At 73.2% G+C, this 22,454-nt stretch carries 15 protein-coding genes and 2 pseudogenes; 9 read left to right on the forward strand and 8 right to left on the reverse strand.

Going from position 1 to position 22,454, the window contains the following annotated elements; translation table 11 throughout:
- Positions 1–3: 3 nt before the first annotated feature.
- The 3 genes from AB0O07_RS26970 to AB0O07_RS26980 all read right to left on the reverse strand — a co-directional run bounded on the left by AB0O07_RS26970 (position 4) and on the right by AB0O07_RS26980 (position 6,834).
- Positions 4–1,887: a hypothetical protein gene (locus AB0O07_RS26970; RefSeq protein WP_365637792.1), complete on the reverse strand. Its 1,884-nt coding sequence runs from the start codon at positions 1,885–1,887 to the stop codon at positions 4–6.
- A 160-nt stretch (positions 1,888–2,047) separates the two neighbouring features.
- On the reverse strand, positions 2,048–2,797 hold the full coding sequence (locus AB0O07_RS26975) for a hypothetical protein (RefSeq protein WP_365637795.1): 750 nt from the start codon (positions 2,795–2,797) through the stop codon (positions 2,048–2,050).
- On the reverse strand, positions 2,794–6,834 hold the full coding sequence (locus tag AB0O07_RS26980) for a CHAT domain-containing protein (protein WP_365637798.1): 4,041 nt from the start codon (positions 6,832–6,834) through the stop codon (positions 2,794–2,796). The genes AB0O07_RS26975 and AB0O07_RS26980 overlap by 4 nt, the downstream gene beginning before the upstream one ends.
- A gap of 197 nt (positions 6,835–7,031) precedes the next feature.
- Here AB0O07_RS26980 and AB0O07_RS26985 point away from each other — a divergent pair, with 197 nt between their 5' ends.
- On the forward strand, positions 7,032–7,913 hold the full coding sequence (locus AB0O07_RS26985; protein WP_365637800.1) for a cyclase family protein: 882 nt from the start codon (positions 7,032–7,034) through the stop codon (positions 7,911–7,913).
- Here AB0O07_RS26985 and AB0O07_RS26990 read toward each other — a convergent pair.
- Complete coding sequence (locus AB0O07_RS26990) at positions 7,863–8,963, reverse strand: superoxide dismutase (protein WP_365637803.1); 1,101 nt, start codon at positions 8,961–8,963, stop codon at positions 7,863–7,865. The two genes, AB0O07_RS26985 and AB0O07_RS26990, sit on opposite strands and share 51 nt — an antisense overlap.
- 250 nt (positions 8,964–9,213) lie before the next feature.
- Between AB0O07_RS26990 and AB0O07_RS26995 the strand changes: the two genes are divergently transcribed.
- Positions 9,214–9,969, forward strand: a complete 756-nt coding sequence (locus AB0O07_RS26995; protein ID WP_365637806.1) for an NPP1 family protein — start codon at positions 9,214–9,216, stop codon at positions 9,967–9,969.
- A 177-nt stretch (positions 9,970–10,146) separates the two neighbouring features.
- On the opposite strand, the gene AB0O07_RS27000 is transcribed toward AB0O07_RS26995, so the two are convergent.
- Complete coding sequence (locus AB0O07_RS27000) at positions 10,147–10,575, reverse strand: nitroreductase family deazaflavin-dependent oxidoreductase (RefSeq protein ID WP_365637809.1); 429 nt, start codon at positions 10,573–10,575, stop codon at positions 10,147–10,149.
- 255 nt (positions 10,576–10,830) lie between these two features.
- On the opposite strand from AB0O07_RS27000, the gene AB0O07_RS27005 reads away from it, so the two are divergent.
- Entirely contained in the window at positions 10,831–13,590 is a 2,760-nt protein-coding gene (locus AB0O07_RS27005) for a discoidin domain-containing protein (RefSeq protein ID WP_365637811.1), read from the forward strand.
- A gap of 261 nt (positions 13,591–13,851) precedes the next feature.
- The gene (locus AB0O07_RS27010) at positions 13,852–14,535 is read left to right on the forward strand and encodes a hypothetical protein (RefSeq protein ID WP_365637813.1); all 684 of its coding nucleotides are present in this window, start codon (positions 13,852–13,854) and stop codon (positions 14,533–14,535) included.
- A gap of 344 nt (positions 14,536–14,879) precedes the next feature.
- On the opposite strand, the gene AB0O07_RS27015 is transcribed toward AB0O07_RS27010, so the two are convergent.
- Positions 14,880–16,565: a bifunctional 3'-5' exonuclease/DNA polymerase gene (locus AB0O07_RS27015; RefSeq protein ID WP_365637816.1), complete on the reverse strand. Its 1,686-nt coding sequence runs from the start codon at positions 16,563–16,565 to the stop codon at positions 14,880–14,882.
- 139 nt (positions 16,566–16,704) lie between these two features.
- On the reverse strand, positions 16,705–17,334 hold the full coding sequence (locus tag AB0O07_RS27020; protein ID WP_365637818.1) for a sugar O-acetyltransferase: 630 nt from the start codon (positions 17,332–17,334) through the stop codon (positions 16,705–16,707).
- A gap of 277 nt (positions 17,335–17,611) precedes the next feature.
- On the opposite strand from AB0O07_RS27020, the gene AB0O07_RS27025 reads away from it, so the two are divergent.
- Positions 17,612–18,958, forward strand: coding sequence for a DUF2786 domain-containing protein (locus AB0O07_RS27025; protein WP_365637820.1), 1,347 nt, complete (start codon positions 17,612–17,614; stop codon positions 18,956–18,958).
- 313 nt (positions 18,959–19,271) lie between these two features.
- On the forward strand, positions 19,272–19,916 hold the full coding sequence (locus tag AB0O07_RS27030; protein WP_365637822.1) for a dihydrofolate reductase family protein: 645 nt from the start codon (positions 19,272–19,274) through the stop codon (positions 19,914–19,916).
- Positions 19,917–19,935: 19 nt separating this feature from the next.
- On the opposite strand, the pseudogene AB0O07_RS27035 reads toward AB0O07_RS27030, so the two are convergent.
- Positions 19,936–20,225, reverse strand: a pseudogene (locus AB0O07_RS27035) (hypothetical protein); the annotation flags it as partial.
- A gap of 41 nt (positions 20,226–20,266) precedes the next feature.
- On the opposite strand from AB0O07_RS27035, the pseudogene AB0O07_RS27040 reads away from it, so the two are divergent.
- The 3 genes and pseudogenes from AB0O07_RS27040 to AB0O07_RS27050 form a co-directional block, all read left to right on the forward strand.
- A pseudogene (locus AB0O07_RS27040) lies at positions 20,267–20,335 on the forward strand (hypothetical protein); the annotation flags it as partial.
- A gap of 222 nt (positions 20,336–20,557) precedes the next feature.
- Positions 20,558–21,760, forward strand: coding sequence for a helix-turn-helix transcriptional regulator (locus AB0O07_RS27045; RefSeq protein WP_365637857.1), 1,203 nt, complete (start codon positions 20,558–20,560; stop codon positions 21,758–21,760).
- 114 nt (positions 21,761–21,874) lie between these two features.
- Positions 21,875–22,348: a hypothetical protein gene (locus AB0O07_RS27050; protein WP_365637824.1), complete on the forward strand. Its 474-nt coding sequence runs from the start codon at positions 21,875–21,877 to the stop codon at positions 22,346–22,348.
- The last annotated feature ends 106 nt before the right edge of the window (positions 22,349–22,454 follow it).

A 22,454-nucleotide genomic window follows, 5' to 3' on the forward strand; every position in this document is an offset into this window, starting at 1 on the left:
GAGTCACCTGCGAGGCCGGGTGGGCCGCAGCCGCAGGGTGACGTCCTCGGCCCGCGCCGCTCCGGTCCGTACCGTCATCGCCAGGCCGAGGCCGTCCAGCGGCAGCCCGACGCGCAGGCAGGTGTAGACGACCGCCGCAGGGAGCCCCGGGCCGGCCGCCGGGCCTGTCGCCGTCACCTCCACGGTCCTGCCGTCCCTGAGCCCCACCAGCCAGCCGCCCCCGCGTACCGCCGAGGCCGCGAGGAGGCTGCCGGGGAGCCGGGCGAGGGTCTCCTCGATCCAGCGGACCGCGCCGGACGGGGTCGGCGCGGGGTGGCGGCGCAGGAGGACGGAGGCGCTTTCGGTGAGGCGGCGGTCGCGTTCGTCGTCGGCGCAGGCCAGGTGGGTGAAGGCGGTGCCGGCGGTGGGGGAGGTGCCGCTGCCCGAGCCGGGGGCGGCGCTCGGGCCGGAGCCGGAGCCGGAGCCGGAGCCGGAGCCGGAGCCGGAGCCGGAGTCGGGGTCCAGGGGCGGGGGTGGTGGGGCGTACGCGGCCACCGGGGCCGGGATACGGGTCACGGTCACGGCCGGGGGTGCCTCGTCGCCCGTACCGGCTCCCGTACCGGCTCCTGGATCGGCTTCCGTGCCGGACCCAGATCCGAACCCCGGGTCCGTGATCGCCGTCGTCACCTGCCACGACGTGACCTGCGCCGCGGGCGGCTCCGGGACGGGCAGGGCCAGTGGGACGGGCGGCGGGGAGAGGGGCTCGGGGAGGTCCAGGAGGCCGTAGAGCGCGGTGCGGAGCCGGGCGAGCGCCTGTCCGGGGTCGGCGAAGGCGCCGGACGCGACCGTGTCGTACCGCCCGGGGGTGTGCTCCCGCGCCGCTTCGTCCACTTGGCGGCGCAGATCGCCGCGTACGTCGAGCCGGGGCGCGAGCGCCGCCAGGCCGTGGACGGCCGTTCCGGCCACCGCGTCCTCGCCGAACGTGCCGAGCACCACCGGCGTGCCGATGGACGCCCCGTACAGCGTCACCGACCCGTGGTCGCCCACGAGGACGTCCGCGGCGACCAGCGCGGGCCGCCACGCGTGCGCCGTCGGCATCAGCAGCAGCCCCGCGTCGAGCGCGGCGGCCTGGAGGTTGCGGAGCTGCCAGCCGCCGTGCGCCGCCCAGACGTTGGGGTGGACGATGGCCCCGACGCGGTACTCGTCGCAGGGCAGGTGGGCCAGGAGCCGGGCGGGCAGGCCGGGGTGGCGGCCCAGGAGCGAGGTGGGGCCCCAGGTGGAGCTGACCATGACCAGCCGCTGGTGCTCGGCGACGCCGAGCGCGGCCCGGTACGCCGCGCGGTGCGTCCGGCCCTCGACCAGTTCGTCGAAGCACGGGTCGCCGACGAGGAGCGTGCGCCCGGTGGCCTTCGGGTGGGCGGCGAGCAACTGCTCCTCCTGCGCGGGGTGCGAGAGCGCGAGCCAGGCCCGGCCGGTCTCCAGCAGGGTGTCCGGTACGACGCCGGAGAGCCGCTCGCGCGGGCTCCGCGAATCCGGCACCCACTTCTGGAAGCCGACGCCGTGCGGCAGCACCAGCACCGGGCAGTCGCCCTCGGGCACCTCGATGTTCTCGCTGGCGGAGAGGATCAGGTCGGGCGCGACCTCCGCCAACTGCTCCCAGGGCATGACCCGGCAGCCGGCGCGGTGGAGGAGTTCGAGGACGCCGTCGGTGAAGGCGGAGGTGGGGTCGTACGCGAAGACGACGGTGACCCGGCTGTCGTCGCGGAGCAGCGGGGGGAGCGTTTCGAGGACCCGTACGGTGGAGGTGACCGTACGGGCGGCGACGACGAGGGTGCGCTCGCCGTGGAAGGTGTTCCAGCGGGCGGCGTCCCGCCCCACGGGCGCGCGGAGCGGCCGGCTACCGGACAATGCCTCTGCCCTTCCCACTGGTCACCCACCGGTCACGCGCGGCCAGGGTGCGTTTGTCGCATTTCAATGCGGGTGGCAATCCTTCAGGCGAACGGGTGGGGCGGGTGGCGGTGCAGGGGATGCGGGGGACCCGTACACCGTCACCGTAACGAATGACGCCTTACGCGAGGACGATGGCGTGCGGTGTCCGGGTGAGCCGGGCCCGGTAGCGGCGGAGGCCCCACGCGCGGTGTTCCAGCTCCGCCGCGATCCGTACCTCGGCCGTGTTCACCTGCCCCGGGACCAGCTCCACCAGGGCGGCCACCGGATGGTCGCCGACCAGCGGGAAGCGCTTGACCGGGCGGAACTCCCACTGCGGGGTGGGCTGGGAGGCGCCGTGGCCCCGTACGATCCACTCCTCCCGCGCGGGACCCGCGCCGGCCGGCCGCTCCACGCCGACGTCCACCACCCCCGTCGCGACCGTGAAGCTCACCCCGGTGCCGGCGCCCGCCGCGGTGACGGGGCGGGTGCGTTCGCCGGGGTCGATCAGGCGGGCGACCGGGCGCCGGGCGGGGTCCTCGGTGGTGAGGGCGACTCCCAGGGCGGCGTGGCGGAACGTACCCGCGTGCGCTCCGGATCCTTCCCCGGACCCTTCTCCGGGTCCCTCCCCGGATCCCTCATCGCTTTCCTGTCCGTTCGGCGCCGGGCGGAACGAGCACACCATCAGCAGATGCCGGAACTCCCGGTCGGGCATGGCCGCGCGGTGCGCGCGCCACTCCGGCGGGGCGCTCGGGTGGTCGGCGGGCAGCAGGTCCCAGCCGAAGGTGAGCCTGCCGTGCAGGGGGCCGGGGGCGGATCCGGAGGATGTGGGGGTGCCGAGGGTGTACTCCGGTTCGAGGGTGACGTCATGGAGCTGGAGGTGGAACATCATGGGGTGGCTCCCTCGCGCCTCTCGCTGTCGGTGGTACGGCTGCCGCTCGTACCGTTTCTGCCGTGCAGGTACGTGAACGCTCCCCAGTCACGGTAGTGCGGATACGCCGCCCTGGTGGCGAGTTGGGCGGCCCGGAAGGCCGGTTCCGGGGCGCTGCCCCGGGCGATCCGCCGGTGCAGGGCGTGGTGGAAGTACGTGGTCGGCTCCGGGCGTACGGGCCAGAGGCACCCCACGACGGCCTGCGCCCCCGCCGTGACGAGGGCCGACGGGATCCCGCGCACGTTGTCCCCGAGGTCGAACCGGCCGAGTGCCGACTCGCAGGCGGTCAGCGTGACGAGGCGTACGCCGCGCAGGTCGGCCGCGAGGAAGTCGTACGCGAAGACCCGGCCGTCGTCGTCGCCGTCCGGGGCGAGGTAGAGGCAGTGCATCCAGGGGGCGTCCTGGTCGAGCGTGCCGTGGACGGCGATGTGGACGACGTCCGCCGTGGCCAGCTCGGCGAGGAGCCGGGCGCGGGTGGCCCCGGCGCCGGTGACGGCTTCCGCGCCGACCGCCGCCGCGACCTGGTGGGCGTGTGCCTCCAGCGACGGTTCGGCGTGGAGTCCGAAGGGGAGGCCGCCGGTGGCGGAGGCGAGGACGGCGGTACGGCGCTGCCGCGCGGGGGCCGGGGGCGGGGCCGGGGCCGGGGTCGGTACCGGTGCGGGTGCGGGAGCCGGTGACGGGGGCGGTGCCGGGGCCGGTGCGGGGGTCAGGGCTTCGAGGCCCGGGATCGTGGTGACCGTCCAGTCGTCCGCGATCAGCCGGTCACCGATCCGGCAGAGCGGGAGCGGCAGGAAGTGCAGGGCGCCGTGCGGCCAGGCCAGGACGCGGTCCTTGCCCTGGGCACGCCATTGGTCCCACAGGGCGGCGTGGCCGAGGGGCAGTTGGGGGCGGGCGAGCAGCCGTTCGCCCTCCGGGGTGACATCGCCGAAGAGGGGGTCGCGCTCGACCTCCGTACGGATGGCCTCGACCCGGTCCGCGAGCGGATGCCGGGTGCCGTCGTCCCCGTACGACTTACGTACCTTCTCGCCCCCGCCCCCGCCCTTGCCCTCGCCCCCGCCGTCGCGCTCCCGCGCGTCCTCCCGTTCGCGGAGCTGGACGACCAACTGCCTGCCCTCCCGGGTGACCGCGAGCAGGACGGCCGCGCCGTTCACGGCCGTGGGCAGGAACCACGTCAGCAGTACGGTGCGGTCGTCCAGCAGCTCCGTCGCCCTCGACCAGAGGCTGTGGTCGGCCATCTGCCACGACGAACGGACGCGCAGCCTCGCGTCGATGAACCGGGAGACGCGGCGGCGCATGTTCCGGGCGAGCCGCGCGGTGCCGTCCCCACCCGCGAGCCGGTCCGCGTCCAGCGCGCTCAGGAGGTTCGAGGGCGCACCGGCGTCGCCGGGGCGTTCCCAGTCGCGCAGCTTGTCCAGGTAGTTCTGGAGGTGCGCGGGCAGCGTCAGCGGTCCGTCGATCCGCCACCAGGCCCCCAACTGCGAGCCCTTGCCCGCCTGGTGCAGCCCTAGCATCAGGGACAGGGCCATCGGCAGGCTCTCGCACTCCGCCGTGACCTGCCACACCGCCCCGTGCACCAGGTCGCGCAGCACCGCGCCGAGGCCGGGCCACTCGCTCGGGTCGAAGTTCGGTACGTCGATGAGAATCGGGCGCAGCGCGTCCTGGAGCGCGGCGCCGTGGAGACCGCCGATGCGCTGGACGAACGGCACGATGCCCGCCTCGGCCAGCGGTCCGAGACCGAGGGAGGCGTAGCCGAGGGCCCCGTAGAGGTAGTAGCCCCAGGGGAACGGCATCGGGCCGGGGGAGGGCTCGCCCGACGTGGCCGCCTGGAGGTGCAGGTCGGCCGAGAGCAGCCGGGCCCCCTCGCTGGTCGCGGCGGCGCCGTCCACCTGCCGGAGCAGGGCGATCCCGAGGGCGGGCCGCCGCAGCTCGCGGGCGTGCGCGGCGGTGTGCAGCGCCGCCGCCGACCGCTGCTCCGGGGTCCAGGACCCGGGGAACGACCCGGGGAACGGTCCGCTGAGCGACTCGGGGAGCGACCGGCTGCCGGGGGCGGGGCACTCCGTGGGGTCGTCGGGCAGGGCGTGGAGGCGGGCCTCGGCCAACTGCCTGCGCTGGGTGCGGTCCCAGTGGTGGTCGATCCGGTCGGCCCACTCCAGGGCGGTACGGAGGAGGGCCCGGTCGCCGCGCTCCCGGGCCAGGTGGACGCCCTGGACGATCGCCCTGGCGGTGACGGTACGGCCGTGGGCGGCGACCCAGTTGTCCAGGGGATACTCGAACACCCAGGCGAGCACGGAGTCGGCGGTGGAGGGCGGGACGTCGTCCACGACCCTGAGGAGGAAGAGCGCGAGGTCCGGTTCGTCGGCGTTGGGCGCTTCGAGCCATAGGGAGAGTGCGGTACGGGCGGTCCCCTGGTCGATCCTCCGGCCGGCTCCGCCTCCCCTGCCGTTGCCGCTGCCGTCCTGGCCCCCGCCTCCGAGGAGCTGCGCCAGGAGGGCGAACAGCCGGGCGCGGCGCACTCCGCCGGGCAGGTCCAGGGCCCGTACCGCGAGCTGGGCCGCCTCCGTCATCAGCCGGGAGGAGAGCGACGCGCTGGGGAAGACCGCCTCCGGGCCCTCCTCGGTCCACCAGTGCCGGTAGAGGTCGGCGGTGACCCGGGCGTCCCAGAGGGTCAGCAGCCCGTCGTCGTACGGGCCGCCCTGAGCGTCCCCGGTGTCTCCGGTGTCTCCGCTGTCTCCGGCGTCCGCGCGGTCCCGGCTGTCCCCGCCGTCTCTGGTGTCCCGGCTGTCCCCGCTGTCCCGCCCGCTCCCGCCGATGTGGGTGACCCGGCGGGCGTACTCGTCACCGGCCAGGTCCTCCGGGCCCCAGACGGCCAGCCGGAGCCGGGCGGCGGCCAGCAGCGCGGCCTCCAGCTCGGCTTGGGCCCCGGCCAGAGTCTCGCCCCGAGTCCCGTCCTGAGTCCCGTCCTGAGTCCCGTCCTGAGTCCCGTCCTGAGTCCCGTCCTGAGTCCCGTCCTGAGTCCCGTCCTGAGTCCCGTCCCGAGTCCCGTCCTGAGTCCCGGCTTCCGCCTCGGCCTGCACCGGCGCTGGGGTGTCCGGCGACCACTCCCGTACGACCTCGTCGAGCCGCCCGATCAGGCGGTTCGCCACCGCGTCCGCCTCCTCGAACACCGCCCGTTCGCCCCGGTCCGCGAGCAGGGGTACGGCCAGCTCGACGGTACACAGCGCCGCGACCCGCCAGTGCCGGTCCGCCGCGCAGGCGTCGGTGACCTCGGTGGCCAGCCGCCAGAAGACGTACATGAGATGGACCAGGCCCCGGTGGTCGTGCTGGTCGCCCTGGAAGAGCGGGGCCACCAAATCCTCGGTGGAGAGCTGCTGCTGGTCCCCGAGCGCCCGCCAGTTCCGTACCATCGCGCGGGCCCGCCGCTTCGCCTCGTCCAGCGACAGGACCTCGTCGTCCACCCACTGGGCCAGTTCCATGACTTCGCCGGCCGGGTCGAAGACGAGCGTGACGGTCCGGCCGCCGCCGGGGGACCCGGAACCGTCAATTCCGGGTCCCCCGAACCCCACCCGCGCGGCGCACACCATCCCGCCCCGGGTCTCGAAGCCGAGCGCCCCGAGGGGGTCGTCGGAGCGGGGCAGGGTGTGGGAGACGACCAGCACCACGGTGCCCGCCGCCTCCGCCGTCTCCCGCCAGCCGGGCGGGGTTTCGGCGGCCAGGTCCTCCACCAGGGACTCACCGGCGGAACTGTGCACCGACAGCGCGCCCTCCGCGCTCCGTACGACCCACCACCGCGCTTCCGCCGGACCGTCGAAGGGCAGGTCGTCCAGCGAGAGCAGCACAGGAAACCCCCAGGCCCGGGCGCGCGAGAACAGGCTGCCCCCGGACCCGTACCCCGTGGTGAACGGCGTGAGGTGGGTCAGCCCCACCGCCAGCACCGCATGCCGGACGCCGCCCGCCTCCGCCAGGAACGCCCACCCGGTCACATCACGCCACAGCCGCATGCCGTTCCCCCCGCCCCCGCGCCGCCCCCGGCCCGCCGCCCCGTGCCGCCGGCCGGACACCGCCGCGTCAACGGTGGCACCGTACCTCTGGTATTTCCACCACGTGTCCGCCGCCGCGCTCACCACCGTGTCCAGCGGGGCCTGTGGGGCCCCCGGGCCGATAGTGGGTGAACCGAGCCGAGCCGAAGGGACCCACCATGACGGAAACGACGAAGGCCGAAGCGGCGGAAGCCGCCAGGACCATGGCCGAGCCCCGGCTCTGGGCGCTCCAGCGCGCGCTGCTGGCGCACACCACGTACACCGATCTCACGCACGCGTTCCACCCCGGCCAGCCCCACTTCGCCGCTCTCCCCGACGAACACCGCGAGCTGGTCTTCGACGTGGCGCGGGGCGACGGCTTCACCGTCCACCGGTACGGGATCGTCGGCCAGTGGGGCACCCACATCGACACGCCCGTGCACTTCGTCGAGGGGGCGCGGACGCTGGACGACATCCCCGTCGAGCAGATGATCCTGCCGCTCGTCGTCCTCGACATCGCCGGCCGGGTCGCCGCCGACCCCGACGCCGTCCCCACCCTGGCCGACATCGCGGCGTGGGAGGCGCGCCACGGGGCCGTGCCGGCGGGCTCGTTCGTCGCGCTGCGCACCGGATGGCACCACCGCTGGCCGGACGGCGCTGCCATGGCCAACCGGGACGCGGCGGGCGTCAGCCATACGCCGGGGTGGTCGGCGGAGGTGCTGCGGTACCTCGTGGAGGAGGCCGGGGTGACCGCCGTCGGCCATGAACAGACCGATACCGACCCGGGGAGCGCGACCTCGGTGGGCGATCACAGCCTGGAGCGGTACGTCCTGGAGCGGGACCGCTGGCAGATCGAACTCCTGGCCCACCTCGACGGGCTCCCCGAGGCCGGCGCCCTCCTCGTCGCCGCCTGGCCCCGGCCCCTGGGCGGATCCGGCTTCCCGGCCCGGGTGTTCGCGCTGCACGACGCGGCGGCTGAAGGTGGCTCGGAGGGGGACCCGGAGGGGGACTCAGAGGGGGATGGCGACCGCGTTGAAGGTGGTCTCGGGGGTCTGGGGTGACGTAAAGCGGGCGTTGACCAGGTAGAGGCGGTCCCGCCAGCGGGCGACGGTCGTGGGGACGTCGAAGCGCGGGTCGGTGACGGTACGGCGGAGGGTGGCGGAGCGGAGGTCCGGGGCGAGCTCGAAGACGGTGACGATGTTCAGCCGGTTCTGTACGACGTACAGCGTCCTGCCGAGCCGGAGCAGACCGTCCCCGTTGGCGACGTCCGCCGCGCCGCGCAGGGCCAGTTCGGTGGCGTGACCGGTGGTCAGGTCCACGTGGTAGAGGCGGCCGGGCTGGCTGCTGACGACGATCAGGCCCCGGCCGCCCGGGGCGGTGACGATGCCGTTGGCGTTGTTGACGTCGGGCGTCTGCACCCAGTCGCCGGTCAGGGGAAGCGCGCGGATCCCGTCGCGGGTCCGGGACGTACGGCCGCGTGGCACCCCGTACAGCACGCTGTCGCGCGAGTCGGTGAACCAGGCGCGGTCCCCGAGCAGGATCACGTCGTTGATGAAGTGGCCCGTCTCCGGGGTCGGTTGGTACGTCGCGACGAGGCGCCCCGTACGGGTGTCGAGCACCTTCGCCGTACCGCCGCCCCCGCCGGCGACGTACAGCAGCCCGTCGCCGTCCAGTTCCACGCCGACGGCCGCCGTGCCCGGCTCGCCCGGGTGGAGGAGGGTGCCCTCGCCGGTGCGGAGGTCCGTGCGGAGGACGGCGCCGTTGGCGCGGGAGCCCATGTACGCGTACGGGCGGTCGCCGATCGCGATCCCCTCGGGGAGGAAGCCGTCGGGCAGCGGGAACTCGGTCGGCCAGGCGGAGCCGCCGCCGCTGCCGCTGCCGGTGCCGATGCCGGTGGCGCTCGCGGGGGCGGAGGCCGCCGCGCTCGCGGGGGCGGTCCCCGCCGTCAGGGCGAGCGCCGCCAGCGCCGTACCGCCGAGGACCGCGCGGCGGGAGGGGCGAAGGGAAGCGGAAGGGCCAGGGGGAGCGGAAGGGTCAGGGGGAGCGGGGAGGTGAGAGTGCGCGGGGAGGGACGTGTGGAGGGAGGTGGAGAGGGGCTGGTGCCGGGTCATCGGTCGGGCCTCCGTGGACATCGGGAGTGGGGGAGGAACGGGGAACCGCGCTGACAGCCGGACGTCAACTCGGCTTCATACAGCGTTCGTTGCTCTCTTCGATGCTCGCGTCTCAGAGGTAACGGCCCGCCCGGGACCGGAGTTCCCCATGCATGATGTGGGCATGCCACTAAGGCCGCGTTCCCCCCACCCCCACCCCCACTTCCGCCACCCCACCCCCACCACGGCGCGGCCCATCCAGGAGGATGAAGTGAAGAGAAGCTCACGCATACGCCAGGCGGCCCTCACGCTCGCCACCGCCGCCGTCCTGGTCGTCGCCGTCCCCGGTACCGCCTTCGCCGCCCCGCCGACGGCCCTGCCCGGGAACGCGGACGAGTTGGAGCGTACGTACCAGCCCGCCTACGACTACGACACCGACGGCTGCTACCCCACTCCGGCCATCGGCCCCGACGGCACCCTCAACGGCGGTCTCAACCCCTCCGGCGCGCTCAACGGCAACTGCCACGACCAGTCGGACCTCGACAACACCAACGGGTACGCGCGCTCCAAGTGCAACAACGGCTGGTGCGCGATCATCTACGGGCTCTACTTCGAGAAGGACCAGGCGACCATCGGCGGGCACCGCCACGACTGGGAGCATGTGGTGGTCTGGGTGCAGGACGGCGAGGCGCGGTACGTCTCCACCTCCGCACACGGCGGCTTCACGGTCCACACCCGGGACCAGATCCGCTGGGAAGGGGTGCACCCCAAGATCGTCTACCACAAGGACGGGCTGAGCACGCACACCTTCCGCGCCGCGAACGCCAACGACGAACCGCCGGAGAACCACTACCACGTCTGGCAGTACCCCACCCTGGTCGGCTGGAACGGTTACCCCGCCGGCATCCGCGACAAGCTCAGCCAGGCCGACTTCGGCAGCGCCACCTTCGGTCTGAAGGACTCCACCCTCAACAGCCACCTGGAGAAGGCCAAGCCGTCCGGCATCCCCTTCGACCCCAACGCCTGACCGACCCCAACGCCTGACCGGCGTCGCAAGATCCGGCCCCGACGCCCGACCGGCGCCGCACGGTTCGCAGTCCGCTCACGGTCCGCGTCACGGTCCCGCACAGGTGGGCAATCACGGTCCCGCACAGGGCGCGTACCTGTGCGGGACCGTCGCGTGCGGGAGCCGTGGGCGCCGGGCTCAGGACGGGGCGCCGGCCCCCGTCGGCACGAGCGCGATGACCGGGATCACCCGGTCGGTCTTGCGCTGGTAGTCGGCGAAGCCGGGGTAGCGGTGGGCCTGTTCGGCGAAGTGGGTGTCGCGTTCGGCGCCGTGCAGCTCCACGGCGTGCACGGCGAGGGTGTCGTCGCCGACCTCGATGGTGGCATCGGGGTGGGCGCGCAGGTTGTGGTACCAGTCCGGGTTCCGGTCGGAGCCCGCCTTGGACGCGAAGACGAGATAGCGGCCCTGATCGGCCAGGTACATCATCGGGTTGACGCGAGGCGCGCCGGAGCGTGCGCCGGTGGTGTGCAGCAGGAGCAGGGGCGCCCCCGCGAAGTTGCCGCCGACCTGTCCGTGGTGGGCACGGAACTCGGCGATCGTGCGGGTGTTGAAGTCGGTCGTATCCATCTCTCCACCTTCCCTCGGGTCGAAAGTTTTCGCACGTCAGGGCCGTTCCCGAGCCTTGACCCCGTGGAGAGGACGCCGTTACGTTCCTGCCGGTAGGCGCAGGAAAGCGCTTTCTCGTTCCCATCGGCCGGAGGTCGTTCCGCCATGCCTTTTCGCTGGACGAGGGTATTCGCCGTCCTTCTCTCCCTGTTTCTCCTACCCCTCTCGGCCACCCAGGCATCCGCATCCGCACCCCCATCCGCCGCACCTCCGGAAATGACCGGCACCCTCGTCTCCCTCCACCGCACCACCAGCCCCGCCGGATTCACCCACCCCGGAATCGGCGTCACCGCCGGCAATCTCGAACGGGCCAGAGAGCGGGTACGGGCGGGAGCGGAGCCCTGGAAGAGTTATTACGACGCCATGGCGGCCACCGGTTACGCCTCGCGGACCCTGACGTCCAAGAACGCCGGGCCCGAGCCCGACCGCCCCGGTACCGACGAGTTCACCGGGAAGGGGACGGAGGCGAAACTCATCGAGGACTCCTGGGGCGCGCACACCCAGGCGCTGCTCTACTTCCTCACCGGCGACGACGTCTACCGTTCCAACGCCCTGAAGATAATCCGGATCTGGAGCCACATGGATCCGGAGAAATACGCCTATTACGCGGATTCCCAGATCCATACCGGCGTCCCGCTGTACCGCCTGCTCTCCGCCGCCGAGATCATCCGCTACACCAGCCACAACCCCACCCACAACGGATACGATCTCGCCTGGCACGACACCGACACCGCGCATCTCACCGCGAATCTCATCGCGCCCATGAACGCGACCTTCCTCTACAAGAACACCCATTACTTCAACCAGCACTCCTATCCGCTCACGGGCGCGCTGGCCGGCTATATCTTCACCGACGACCGCGCCCGCTATGACGAGGGCGTCGAGTGGTTCACCGTCAACGCGACCTCGGAGCGCCAGGAGCAGAACGGCGCCATCGCCGGGGTGTTCCGGAGGATCGACCGGGACGACCCGCTCAACCCGTACGGCTACTCCTTCGTCCAGCACCAGGAGATGACCCGGGACCAGGCCCACTCCGGCGGTGACGTCGACACGCTCACCGGGATCGCGCGCATCGTCTCCGTCCAGGGCACGAAGGTCGACCCCGTCCACGGGACACCCTCCGCCTCGGCCGGCGCGGTCACGCCGTACGCCTTCCTCGGCAACCGGCTGCTCGCCGGCGCCGACGCCTACGCGCGCTTCATGCTCGGGTACGAGACACCGTGGGTCGACCTGACCGGGGGCACCGGCGGGCTCTCCAACGCCTATCGCGGGCGGCTCTCCGACATCACCGAGGTCGACGAGATCTACGACACCTACCGGTACGGGGAGGGCGTGGACGTCGAGAAGGAGGCCCCGTATCTCGCACAGGCGCACCGGCAGGCCAACGGCCCGCTGTACTACCGGGGCGGGGAGCTGAAGAACTACTGGGGCGGCATCGACACCGGCCCCGAGTACTGGCTCTCCTTCCCCGACGCGATCGCCGGCCGGACCCCGCCGCCCGCCGGGGACCCCCGGGTCGGGTTCGCGGAGAAGGGCGTTCCGCTCGGCGGCCGTACGGTGCTGAAGAGCGAGGGCGGCCGTACGTACGCGGAGGTGACCGCCACCCGGGAGAGCGACGGGCTGATCGCCGTGCACGACCTGATCTTCTCGGACCGGTCGGCGTACAGCCCGGTCGGTGTGCTGGTCAGGACCCGCGCGACGGCGACACTGGAGATCTCCAAGGACCAGGTGACGGCGCCGTTCCGGACCCTGACCCTGCCCAATACGCACGGGCGGTGGCGGTACGTCACGTACGACATGGCCAACGCCACTGTGCCGCCCAACCGCACGGGCGACCACATCGCCTACTTCAGGGTGGTCGGGAAGCCGGGGAAGCCGGGGAAGCCGGGGCAGCAGGGTGCGACCGTCGACTTCGACCATGTGAATGTGATCGCCCGCACCCAGTACACCGCGCCCGTCTTCCCGCAGGGGGACACGGCCACGGTCGTCGCCCTGCGCGGGGTCCCGCTCCGGGTCTCCTTCAGCGCGACCGACGGGACTTCCGCGACCTCCGCGCTGACGTACGAGGGCGACCGGCTGCCGAAGGGCGCCGAGGTGGACGCCGCGACGGGGGAGTTCACCTGGACCCCGCCCGCGAAGGACCGTACCGGGGCAGACCGTACCGGCGCAGACCCCACCGGGGCAGACCGTACCGGTGCAGACCCCACCGGGGCCCGGGATCTGCTGATCGTGGCCGGGAACGAGGTGGCCGACACCGTTCTCGGCGTACGGGTCGAGGTGGCCGGGGACCGTACCGAGGCGTACCGGCTGGCGCTGGCCGCGTACGACGAGAAGACCGCGTACACGACCGCGTCCCTGCGGGCGTTCCGGGCGGTCGCCGACGAGGTGAGGGCGGAGATCCCGACCGCGAGCGACAGCGCGTACCTCGCCTCGCTCGCCCGGCTCCGTACGGCGGCCGGCGCGCTGCGGCCGGTGAACCCCGTCCTCCCGGACGACGGCAGCCTCGACTACCCGGACCTGGTCACCTCCACCCTCTCCCCGGTCAGCCTGCGCAATATGGTCGACGGCGACTACACCACCTTCAGCGGCGATCTGCGGGCGCCGTTCACCCTCGACTTCGGCGCGGACTTCCGGGTCTCCGTCACGGCGTTCGGCATCCAGGCGCGGTACATGTTCGCCAACCGCTCGCAGGGCGCGAACGTGTACGGGTCCGAGGACGGGGCGAACTGGACCCTGCTCACCTCGCGCGAGACGACGGACACGACCGCCCAGGACTACGCCCTGGAGACCATCCCCACGCTTCCGGAGACCCGGGACACCGCGTTCCGCTACCTGAAGGTCCAGGTGGACCACCCGGGCATCCCCACCGACCCGGCCTACCCCGGGCTCTCCTCCTTCGGTGAACTCCGCATCCACGGCAAGCGGCTGGAGGTGACGGCGGCGTCGGGGGCGGCGTCGGGAGCGACGGCCCCCTGACCGGGAACGGAGCACGGCGGGGCGGGATCCGGACAGGCCCTGGCGGGGCCCGGATCCCGCCCCGACGGGCGTCCGGACCCTGACGGTTACATTGCAACGGCGGCGTATCAGGCCCGCTGTGGGCAGATCACAGCTCTGGCCTGCGGATTTGGCGCGGGCATGATGGTCGGGTCGCACCGGGACGCACAAGCGGCTCACAGCCGACTCACCACCAGCTCACCACCGCTCACCACCAACTCACCACCAACGGGGATCCGAAACATGCCACGCATACGTTCAGTACGCGCCACCTCCGCCCGCTCCGCCGCCGCCCTGCTCTGCGCCACCAGCCTGGTCCTGCTGGCCACCGGCTGCCGCGAGGACGACATGGGCCCGGACGCGGCGGCCTCCGGGCAGCCGACCGCCGACGCCTCGGCCGACGCCTCCGCCGACCCGGCCGGGGACGGCGGGGACGGGGGCAGCGGGGGGAACGGCGGCGGGAGCGGGCAGGCCGACGCCGACCTCGGCAAGACGCTCGCGCTCGGCGACTCGACCGTGCTCACCTACAAGCGCTCCAACAAGGAGCTGGAGCTCCAGGTCACCACGAAGAGCGTGAAGAAGGGCTCGCAGAGCGACCTGGACAACCTGAAGCTCGACGCGAAGGAGCGGGAGCTCCAGCCGTACTACGTGACGGTCGACTTCAAGAACGTCGGCAAGAAGACGGCCGACTACCCCTTCCTGACCACGCCGGTCGGGCTCCGGGACGCCCGTGGCGAGCAGGGCAAGACGCTCATCACCATCGGCGGCGAGATCGCGGGATGCGAGGGCAAGGACCCGGACCACTTCGCGCCGGACGACACCTCGACGCAGTGCAAGGTCTTCCTGCTCCCGAAGGACCAGGACCCGTCCGTGGTCCTCTACAACGGGGACTTCGACAAGGAGCCCGTCTACTGGAAGGCGAGCTGAGCACCACCGACGCACCCGAGCTGACGCCCTGACGGGCGGAGGGCCGGCCCCGTGGCTTCACCCCCCCGGGCCGGCCCTCCGCCGTACGGTACGAGCCGTTGCCGTACGGCACGAGCCAGGTCGTACGGCACGAGCCAGGTCGTACGGTACGAGCCGTGTCGTACGGCCCGGATACGGCGCCCTCGATACCGGCGCCCTGGGTACGCGGCCCGGCTACGGCGCCCCGAGTACGCGGCGGCCCGGGTACGCGCCTCGGGTACGGCGCCCCGGACATGGGTGACCGGCCCCTCACGTCGCGTCCGATCGCCCCGGACCGGCCGCCCCGGACATGGGCGGTCAGCCCCTCACTTCGCGTCCGAGTAGCGCCGTACCGTCGCCGTCGTGAGCGTGAACCGCACCGGTGTCTCGCCGAAGGCGATCCTCCCCGCCAGCTCCCCGGCCGCCCGGATCGCCGCCGTCACCTCCTCGGCCTCGTCCTCCGGGCAGTGCACGATCACCTCGTCGTGCTGGAAGAAGACCAGCTCGGCCCGCATCCCCGTGAGCGACCGCCGCAGCGCGGCCAGCATCAGCAGGGCCCAGTCGGCCGCGCTGCCCTGGACGACGAAGTTACGGGTGAACCGCCCCCGCGCCCGTCCACTCGCCCCCGCGCCGTCCCCGTCCGGCGCCTCCTGCGGGATCCCGGCCTCGTCGTCGTCCGCCCCGGCCGCGCGCGGGGAGGTCCGGCCCAGCCAGGTCCGTACGATCCTGCCCTCCTCGCCCGCCCGCGCCGCCTCGTCCACATACGCCACCGCGAGCGGGAACCTCCGGCGCAGCGCCGCCAGGTTCTTCAGGCCGTCGCCGGAGGTCTGGCCGTAGATCGCCCCCAGCAGCGCCAGCTTCGCGTGTTCCCGGTCGCCCGCGAACGCCCGGTCCGAGAGCGCCGTGTACAGGTCGCCGGGGTGCGCGGCGACCTGCATCAGCCCCGGGTCGCGGGAGATCGCGGCGAGCACGCGCGGCTCCATCTGGTCGGCGTCGGCCACCACGAGGCGCCACCCGTCGTCGGCGACGACCGCGCGGCGTATCACCCGGGGGATCTGGAGCGCCCCGCCCCCGTTGGTGGTCCAGCGGCCCGAGACCGTGCCCCCCGGCTGGTACTCGGGGCGGAAGCGGCCGTCCCGTACCCAGTCCTGGAGCCAGCTCCAGCCGTGCGCCGTCCAGATCCGGTACAGCTTCTTGTACTGGATCAGCGGCTCGACCGCCGGATGGTCGATCTCCGCCAGCTCCCACCGCCGGGTGGAGCGGATCCGGATGCCCGCCTGGGCGAACGCCTTCACCACATCCGCCGGCAGGTCGGGCCGGACCCGCCGGCCGAACGCCTCCGACACCTCGTCGGCCAGCTCGGCGAGACGGCGCGGCTCGCCCCCGCCCGCGTACCGCTCCCCGAGCAGCTCGCCCAGCACCTCCCGGTGCACATCGGCCCGCCAGGGCAGCCCCGCCCGGTGCATCTCGGCGGCCACCAGCATGCCCGCCGACTCCGACGCGGTGAGCAGCCGCAGCCGTCCGGGGTGCTCGGCCAGCGCATGGCGCCGCTGCTGCTCCGCGTAGACCTCCACCAGCTCCGCGAAGCCGATCTCCGTGCCCGCGCGGGGCTCGAAGAGCGAGGACTGCGAGCCGGGCTCCGCCGAGCGGGGCGGCGGGTCGGGCGGCACCGGACCGTTCCGCAGCCGGGCCAGTGCCGCCGCCGCCGACCGGGGCTCGCCGAGCCGCCCCTCGTGGGCCAGCAGCAGCGACTCGCTCGCCTCGATGTCGTAACACCGCTCGACCCGCACCCCGGCGGCGAGCAGGCGCGGGTGGATCGCGGAGGTCGCCCGCCACACCCAGCGCCCCACCTCGGGCAGGCGGGACCGCACCGCCGCGACGAGATCCGGCTCCCGCACCACGGGCCCCGCCGCCCGGCCGTCCGCGCCCAGCGGAACGAGCAGCGCGCCGCCGCCGTCCGCCGGAGCCACCGCCCAGCGTCCGGCCACCCCGGGTCCGCCCATTTCGGTCATACGGCCGAGTCTGACACCGGGGTCTGACAACGCCCCCCCCGCGCCGCCGCGTCGGAGGGCGCGCCCGCCCGTGCCCGGGGCGACCGCGACCCGCGTCAGCCCTCGCCGCCGACCGTGCCCGGGGCGACCGCGACCCGCGTCAGCCCTCGCCGCCCGCCGCGCCCGGCCCTTCCGAACCCCACGGCCCTTCCGAACCCCCCGGACTCTCCGCCGCGCCCAGCTCCCGTATCACCCGCGCCGGGTTCCCCACGGCCAGCACCCCCTCCGGCAGGTCCTTCGTGACCACCGCTCCCGCCCCGACCACCGTGTTCGCGCCGATGGTGACCCCCGGACAGACGATCACCCCGCCGCCGAGCCACACGTTGTCGCCGATCGTCACGGGCAGCGCCTTCTCCCACCCCGCGCGGCGGCGCTCCGTGTCCAGTTCGTGGGTGGGGGTGAGGAGTTGCACGTTCGGGCCTATCTGGACATGGGAGCCGATGGTGATCGGCGCCGCGTCCAGGAAGACCGCGTTGAAGTTGACGAACGTCCCCTCCCCGATGGTGATGTACGTCCCGTAGTCGCACTGGAACGGCGGCCGGATCCGGACGCCCTCGCCCACCGAACCCAGCAGCTCCCCGAGGATCTTCGCCCGCCCCTCCGGGGTCGCCCCGCCCTCCCCGTTGTACGCCGCGCAGAGCGCGAAGCGCCGCGCGTTCTCCGCGCCCAGCTCCTCGTCGTCCGGGAGGTACCACTCACCGGCCAGCATGCGTCGCTTGTTCTCACCCATGCACACAGCGTAATTCGAGGCGCGGGCAGGGCGGTTGTTTTTCCACAGCCTGTGGACAAAGGGTGAGGCGGGAGGTGGGGCGGGAGGCGGGACAGGAAGTGACCGGGAAGCTGCCCCGTGCCCCCCATTCCTCCCCTCCCTCCCACACCTGCGACCATCGAACGTCGCACGATCTCAGACGATCTCAGACGACCTCAGACGACCTCAGACGATCTCGGGCGGCCTCAGACGACCTCAGGCGACCGCAGACGATTCCACTACTCCGGGGAGGCGCCCCATGGGCCCGAGGGAGCAGCATGCCACCGGCGGGCCCGCGCGCACGGTGGAGCGCGCCGTGGCCGCGATGCTCGCCACCGGCGCGGACGGCGACGGCGCCGACGGTATCGACACCGGGGCCTCCCTGCTCGCCGCCGACCCGGCCGCCGACCCGGAACTCCGGCGCCGGGGCGAGTGGTTCCTCCGGCTGGCCTGGGAGCGCGGCTGGCAGCCCGCCGACGTGGCCCGCCAGGTCCGCCGCGATCTGCCGGGCCCCCATCCGGGCCCCCACCTGTGCCTGCTCGCCGGCCTGGCAGCGACGGAGACACGCCGCTACGACCGCCTCCCCCCACGCTGGGCCACCCAACTGACCGACCTGGAACGGGAAGCGGCCGAAGACGGCGCCGCACCGCCCCCGCCCGACCGCTTCTCCCACGCCACCACCGTCCTGGAGTTGTACCGCCTCCTCGCCCGCCTTCCCGCGCTCGAACCGGTCGGCCCGGTCCCCGGCGCGCCCCTCCACCTCCCGCCCGCCGAGGGCGAGCCGCGCATGCTCACCCGGATCCGCGCGCTGCTCGCGAAGGCGGAGGCGACCGGCTACCCGGAGGAGGCCGAGGCGCTCACCGCCAAGGCGCAGGAGCTGATGGCGCGGCACAGCATCGACGAGGCGCTGCTCGCGGACCGTACGCACCGCGGCGATGTGCCCGGGGCCTGCCGGATCGGCGTGGACGCCCCGTACGAGACGGCGAAGGCGATCCTGCTGGACGCCGTCGCCGGGGCGAACCGCTGCCGCGCGGTCTGGAACAGCGCGTACGGCTTCTCCACGGTGGTCGGCTTCGAGCCGGACCTGGAGTCCGTGGAGCTGCTGTACACCTCCCTGCTGGTGCAGGGCACCGCCGCGATGACCCGGGCGGAGGCGGCCCAGCGCGCGGGCGGCCGCAAACGGACGAAGACCTTCCGGCAGTCCTTCCTGCTGGCGTACGCACACCGCCTGGGCGAACGCCTGGCGGCGGCGACGGCCCAGGCGGAAGCGGAGGCGGCGGCCCAGGCGGCGGCGGAAGCCCGCGAGGCCCTGGAAGCGTCCGCCCCCTCCGGAACCCCCAGCGCCCCCGGCGCCCCAGAAATCCCAGGGCCCCCCGGCGCCTCCAGCCCCTTGCTCCTCCCCGTCCTCGCCGCCCGCGAGGCGGCGGTGGCCGACCATACGGACCGGATGTTCCCGGAGACGGTCGCGACCCGCGTACGGGGAGCCACGGACGAGGCGGGCTGGACCCACGGCACCGCGGCGGCGAACAGGGCCCGCGTACACCCCACCGCACGCCCCACCGGACGCCCCGCCGGACCCCCGACGCCCCCTGGACCCCCTGGCTAGGCCGCGCCGTACCACCGGCCGGAGACGGCGGAGGTCGTGCCCCGGCTCCGCCTGCTCAAAGTGAGCCGAGGGGCCCTGTGGCGGGGCGCCACCCTCGCGGTGAGCGCCGTCCAGCGCTCTGACCGAGTGCGTTCACCGGGTTGGTGGGGGAGGGATCGGACGGGCGGTGACCCGGTGCGACGCAGGGGCCGCTTCCTGGCACGCCTTGGAAAAAAAGTTGTGGGCCGCTGTCGATCCGGCGACCTCCCGTTCGACGTCATGGTGTGCGGCGCCTCGCCGCGCGATGACGTGACGGGACCTGGCGAGGAAACACGTGGATCAACTGCTGAGAGTCATGAACTTCAACGTCTCGAACGATGGAATCGGTGCCGGTGAGCACCAGAGTCGCGAGCGGCCGTTCGGCCTCGACCATCCCGAGAGGCTGTTCGCCTGGGCCGGAGTCACGGCGAGCTGGCCCATGCGCACGGATCCCGGAGGGAGCCGGGGCCTCGACGACTACTTCACGCGGGACTTCGCGCGCAACATCGGCGCCGAGATCATGGGCCGTAACAAGTTCGGGCCCCAGCGCGGACCCTGGCCGGACCACGAGTGGCGCGGCTGGTGGGGCGAGGAGCCCCCGTTTCACACGCCGGTGTTCGTCATGACCCACCACACGCGTCCGTCGTTCACGCTCTCCGACACCACGTTCCACTTCGTCGACGGCGGCCCGTCCACGGTCCTCGAACGGGCGCGGGAAGCGGCGCAGGGCAAGGACGTCCGGCTCGGCGGCGGGGTCACCACCATCCGGCAGTTCCTCGACGCCGACCTCGTCGACACCCTGCATGTGGCGGTCTCGCCGGTAGAGCTCGGGTCCGGACTACGACTCTGGGAGTCCCCCGATGAGCTGCTCGACCGGTTCCATCTGGAGGTCGTGCCCAGCCCGAGCGGCGTGACGCACCACCTGTTCTGGCGAAGGTGACGCGAGGGCCCACCCGAGTTCAGGATGCGAGGGGGCGTCCGCCCCGGCGGATGCCCTGCTCGCTTCGGACGCGGGCGCGTTCCTCGCGTTCGGCGGCCAGGATGTCGCGGTGGCGGGCGTTGGCGTCGCCGCCGGCGCAGGTGGGCGTGCCGGGCCCGGGTCTGCGCGCGGACAGGTTGTCCGTGATCACGTAGCTCGGTGCGCCGCCGAGCCATGGAAGCAGCGCACCCCCTGGGTGCGGCGGCAGGTGGCCGGCACCCGGTCGGGATGTTTCCGTCCCGCCCAGCACGAACCTCCGGACCGGACGCCTCCGCCCCGTCCCGCCGCCGCCCCCCCCGCAGGCCGGGCACGTGAACCCCGGGGCACCTCGCCTGATCCAGCACTGGAACGGCCACGCCCGGCAGGCACACACCTTCGCGCCGAACCTCGCGGAGGCGAAGCGCATCCCGCCCCCGGCCCGAACCCTGCGCCCCCGACCACTGCGGCTGCGGCCAGGGCAGGGCAGGGCAGGGCAGAGGAACGCTTTCGTCATCCCGGGGCGTCAACAAGAAGCGCCCCGGCCCCACATGAGGGCCGAGGCGATGCCGCCCGGAGCCGACCGGGCGTACCGTTCTGAGTGTCACCGCAGAGCGGAGTTCAGCATGACGTACCCCTCCGACAACCGCACCAGCGGAATCGGGTCGCGTATCGAGGGAGTGAGGGCCCTTCGCGGCTACTCGCTGAGGGAGCTCGGGCGACGCGCCAACGTCTCCCCGTCGATGCTCTCGCGCATCGTCACCGGCCAGCGCCAAGCCAGCCCCGCCGTCGTCTCCGCAGTCGCCCGAGCCCTGTCCGTGAGCATCTCGGTCCTGCACGGACAGCCCTATATCCGCCAGGTGCAGGCCGACCAACTCGATCGGCTGATAACGCCGATCAGTATGGCCCTGGACGACTGGGACATCCCATTGGGCCAGGGCGACCCGCCGCCCCGTCCGCTCTCCGATCTGGAGATCGCAGTGGCCGAGCTGGATGAGCGGCGCGCCCGAGCCGAGTACATCGAGATCGCACAGGAACTTCCGGCGCTGCTGGCCGAGGTGAACGCCCAGGTGCTGACGCAGGCCCCCGGGCGTGGCTTGGAGCGGGCGGCGTGGTTGCAGGCCGGGCTGTGCCGCACCGTGTACGTGGTCGGTCGCCAGATCGGCTACATGGACCTCGCCCGTCTGGCGCTTTCCCGGATGGCTGTTTCCGCCCCAAGGTCCGGTGACCCACGGCAAGTCGCCATCGAACGGTGGGACCGCGCCCAGTTGATGGCGGACGCCGCCCGCCATGACCGCGGGGTCCTCCTTGTCCAGCAGGCTCTGAACGATCTGGACGACGACGGGGTGGCGGCCACAAAGGCCGTGCGTGGTGCGCTGCATCTGAAGGGTGCCATCCTGTCCAGCCGCCGAGGGGACATCAGCGGTGCGGACGACTGGCTGGCGGCGGCCGGGGAGATCGCTGCGGAGACCGGCGAGACGCGGGACTACGGGCTGGTGTTCGGCCCGATCAACTGCGTGATTCACGGAATGTCGGCGTCCTCGGACAGGGACAGGCACGCCCGTGCGCTGGAGAAGGCACGGAAGGTGCGCTTGCCGGCGGACTATCCAGGGGCGAGGGCGGGCCACTACTGGGTGGACCGGGCCCGCGCGGAGACGTGGACGGCCCGGCACGAGGACGCCTTCAAGTCGCTGAGCAGGGCGCGGGAGGCAGCGGCGCAGCAGACCCGGTATCACCCCGGAGTGCACGAGACGGTGGCGGCGCTGTTGAGGGCGCGGGGAAGGGCGTCGGGGGATCTGTTGGAGTTCGCGAACTGGTGTGGGGTCTAGACGCTCAGTCAACTCCGGTCAAGGGTCCTGGCGTTGCCAGCTTGTCAACGCCAGGACCTTGCAAGGCGGCCACGATGTGACAAGTACGTCGCTTGTCGTCACATGGAGCCGATCATGACGCAGCATCATCCGCTGACCATCACCCCCGTCGAGCGCTGGCTGGCGAGATCGATTCCCGATCCGGAGTCGGCGTTCCGGGACTGGCGGGACGGGCGTCCCGCTGTCCTTGCTCTGGGGAGCCTGTTCGACGTGGTGAAGATGGAGCAGGGGCTCGTGCACGCGGCGGCCAGCACCCCCGGGCGGTCCGCCGTAACCGCCGTCCTGGCCCCGCTGGGCGGCCCCGTCATCTGGTCGCCGCCCGGCTGGTACCTGGCCCTCGTCCCCGCCGGGCCGGCGGACACCTGGGACCCCCGGTACGCCTCCGTGCTCGGTCCGGACACCTACCTCACCGTGCCCCGTCCCGACCGTAGGGGCCCTGCCGGAATCCACTGGGCCGTTCCGCCCGCCCACGCCCGTACCCTCTGTTCCCCGGCCGCCGTCGTCCGGCTCCTGGCCGACGGCCACCGGTGCCAGGGTGGTATCCGGTGACCGGGCCCGGCACGACGCCGGCCATGCCGGGGACCGGTATCGAGGACGCCCTCGCGAAGGCCGCCGCCCTGGGGACCGCACGGGCGGGCGAGGCCGAACTGGCCCA

Source organism: Streptomyces sp. NPDC093085 (assembly GCF_040683935.1).
Classification (GTDB): Bacteria; Actinomycetota; Actinomycetes; order Streptomycetales; family Streptomycetaceae; genus Streptomyces.

Bases quoted from the DNA above. Each gene is read 5' to 3' on its own strand.
- AB0O07_RS27010 (WP_365637813.1), top strand. From the start codon at position 13,852: ATGCCACGCATACGTTCAGTACGCGCCACCTCCGCCCGCTCCGCCGCC.
- AB0O07_RS27000 (WP_365637809.1), bottom strand. From the start codon at position 10,575: ATGGATACGACCGACTTCAACACCCGCACGATCGCCGAGTTCCGTGCC.
- AB0O07_RS27045 (WP_365637857.1), top strand. From the start codon at position 20,558: ATGACGTACCCCTCCGACAACCGCACCAGCGGAATCGGGTCGCGTATC.
- AB0O07_RS26990 (WP_365637803.1), bottom strand. From the start codon at position 8,963: ATGACCCGGCACCAGCCCCTCTCCACCTCCCTCCACACGTCCCTCCCC.
- AB0O07_RS27020 (WP_365637818.1), bottom strand. From the start codon at position 17,334: ATGGGTGAGAACAAGCGACGCATGCTGGCCGGTGAGTGGTACCTCCCG.
- AB0O07_RS26975 (WP_365637795.1), bottom strand. From the start codon at position 2,797: ATGATGTTCCACCTCCAGCTCCATGACGTCACCCTCGAACCGGAGTAC.
- AB0O07_RS26985 (WP_365637800.1), top strand. From the start codon at position 7,032: ATGACGGAAACGACGAAGGCCGAAGCGGCGGAAGCCGCCAGGACCATG.
- AB0O07_RS26980 (WP_365637798.1), bottom strand. From the start codon at position 6,834: ATGCGGCTGTGGCGTGATGTGACCGGGTGGGCGTTCCTGGCGGAGGCG.
- AB0O07_RS27015 (WP_365637816.1), bottom strand. From the start codon at position 16,565: ATGACCGAAATGGGCGGACCCGGGGTGGCCGGACGCTGGGCGGTGGCT.
- AB0O07_RS27025 (WP_365637820.1), top strand. From the start codon at position 17,612: ATGGGCCCGAGGGAGCAGCATGCCACCGGCGGGCCCGCGCGCACGGTG.
- AB0O07_RS27005 (WP_365637811.1), top strand. From the start codon at position 10,831: ATGACCGGCACCCTCGTCTCCCTCCACCGCACCACCAGCCCCGCCGGA.
- AB0O07_RS27050 (WP_365637824.1), top strand. From the start codon at position 21,875: ATGACGCAGCATCATCCGCTGACCATCACCCCCGTCGAGCGCTGGCTG.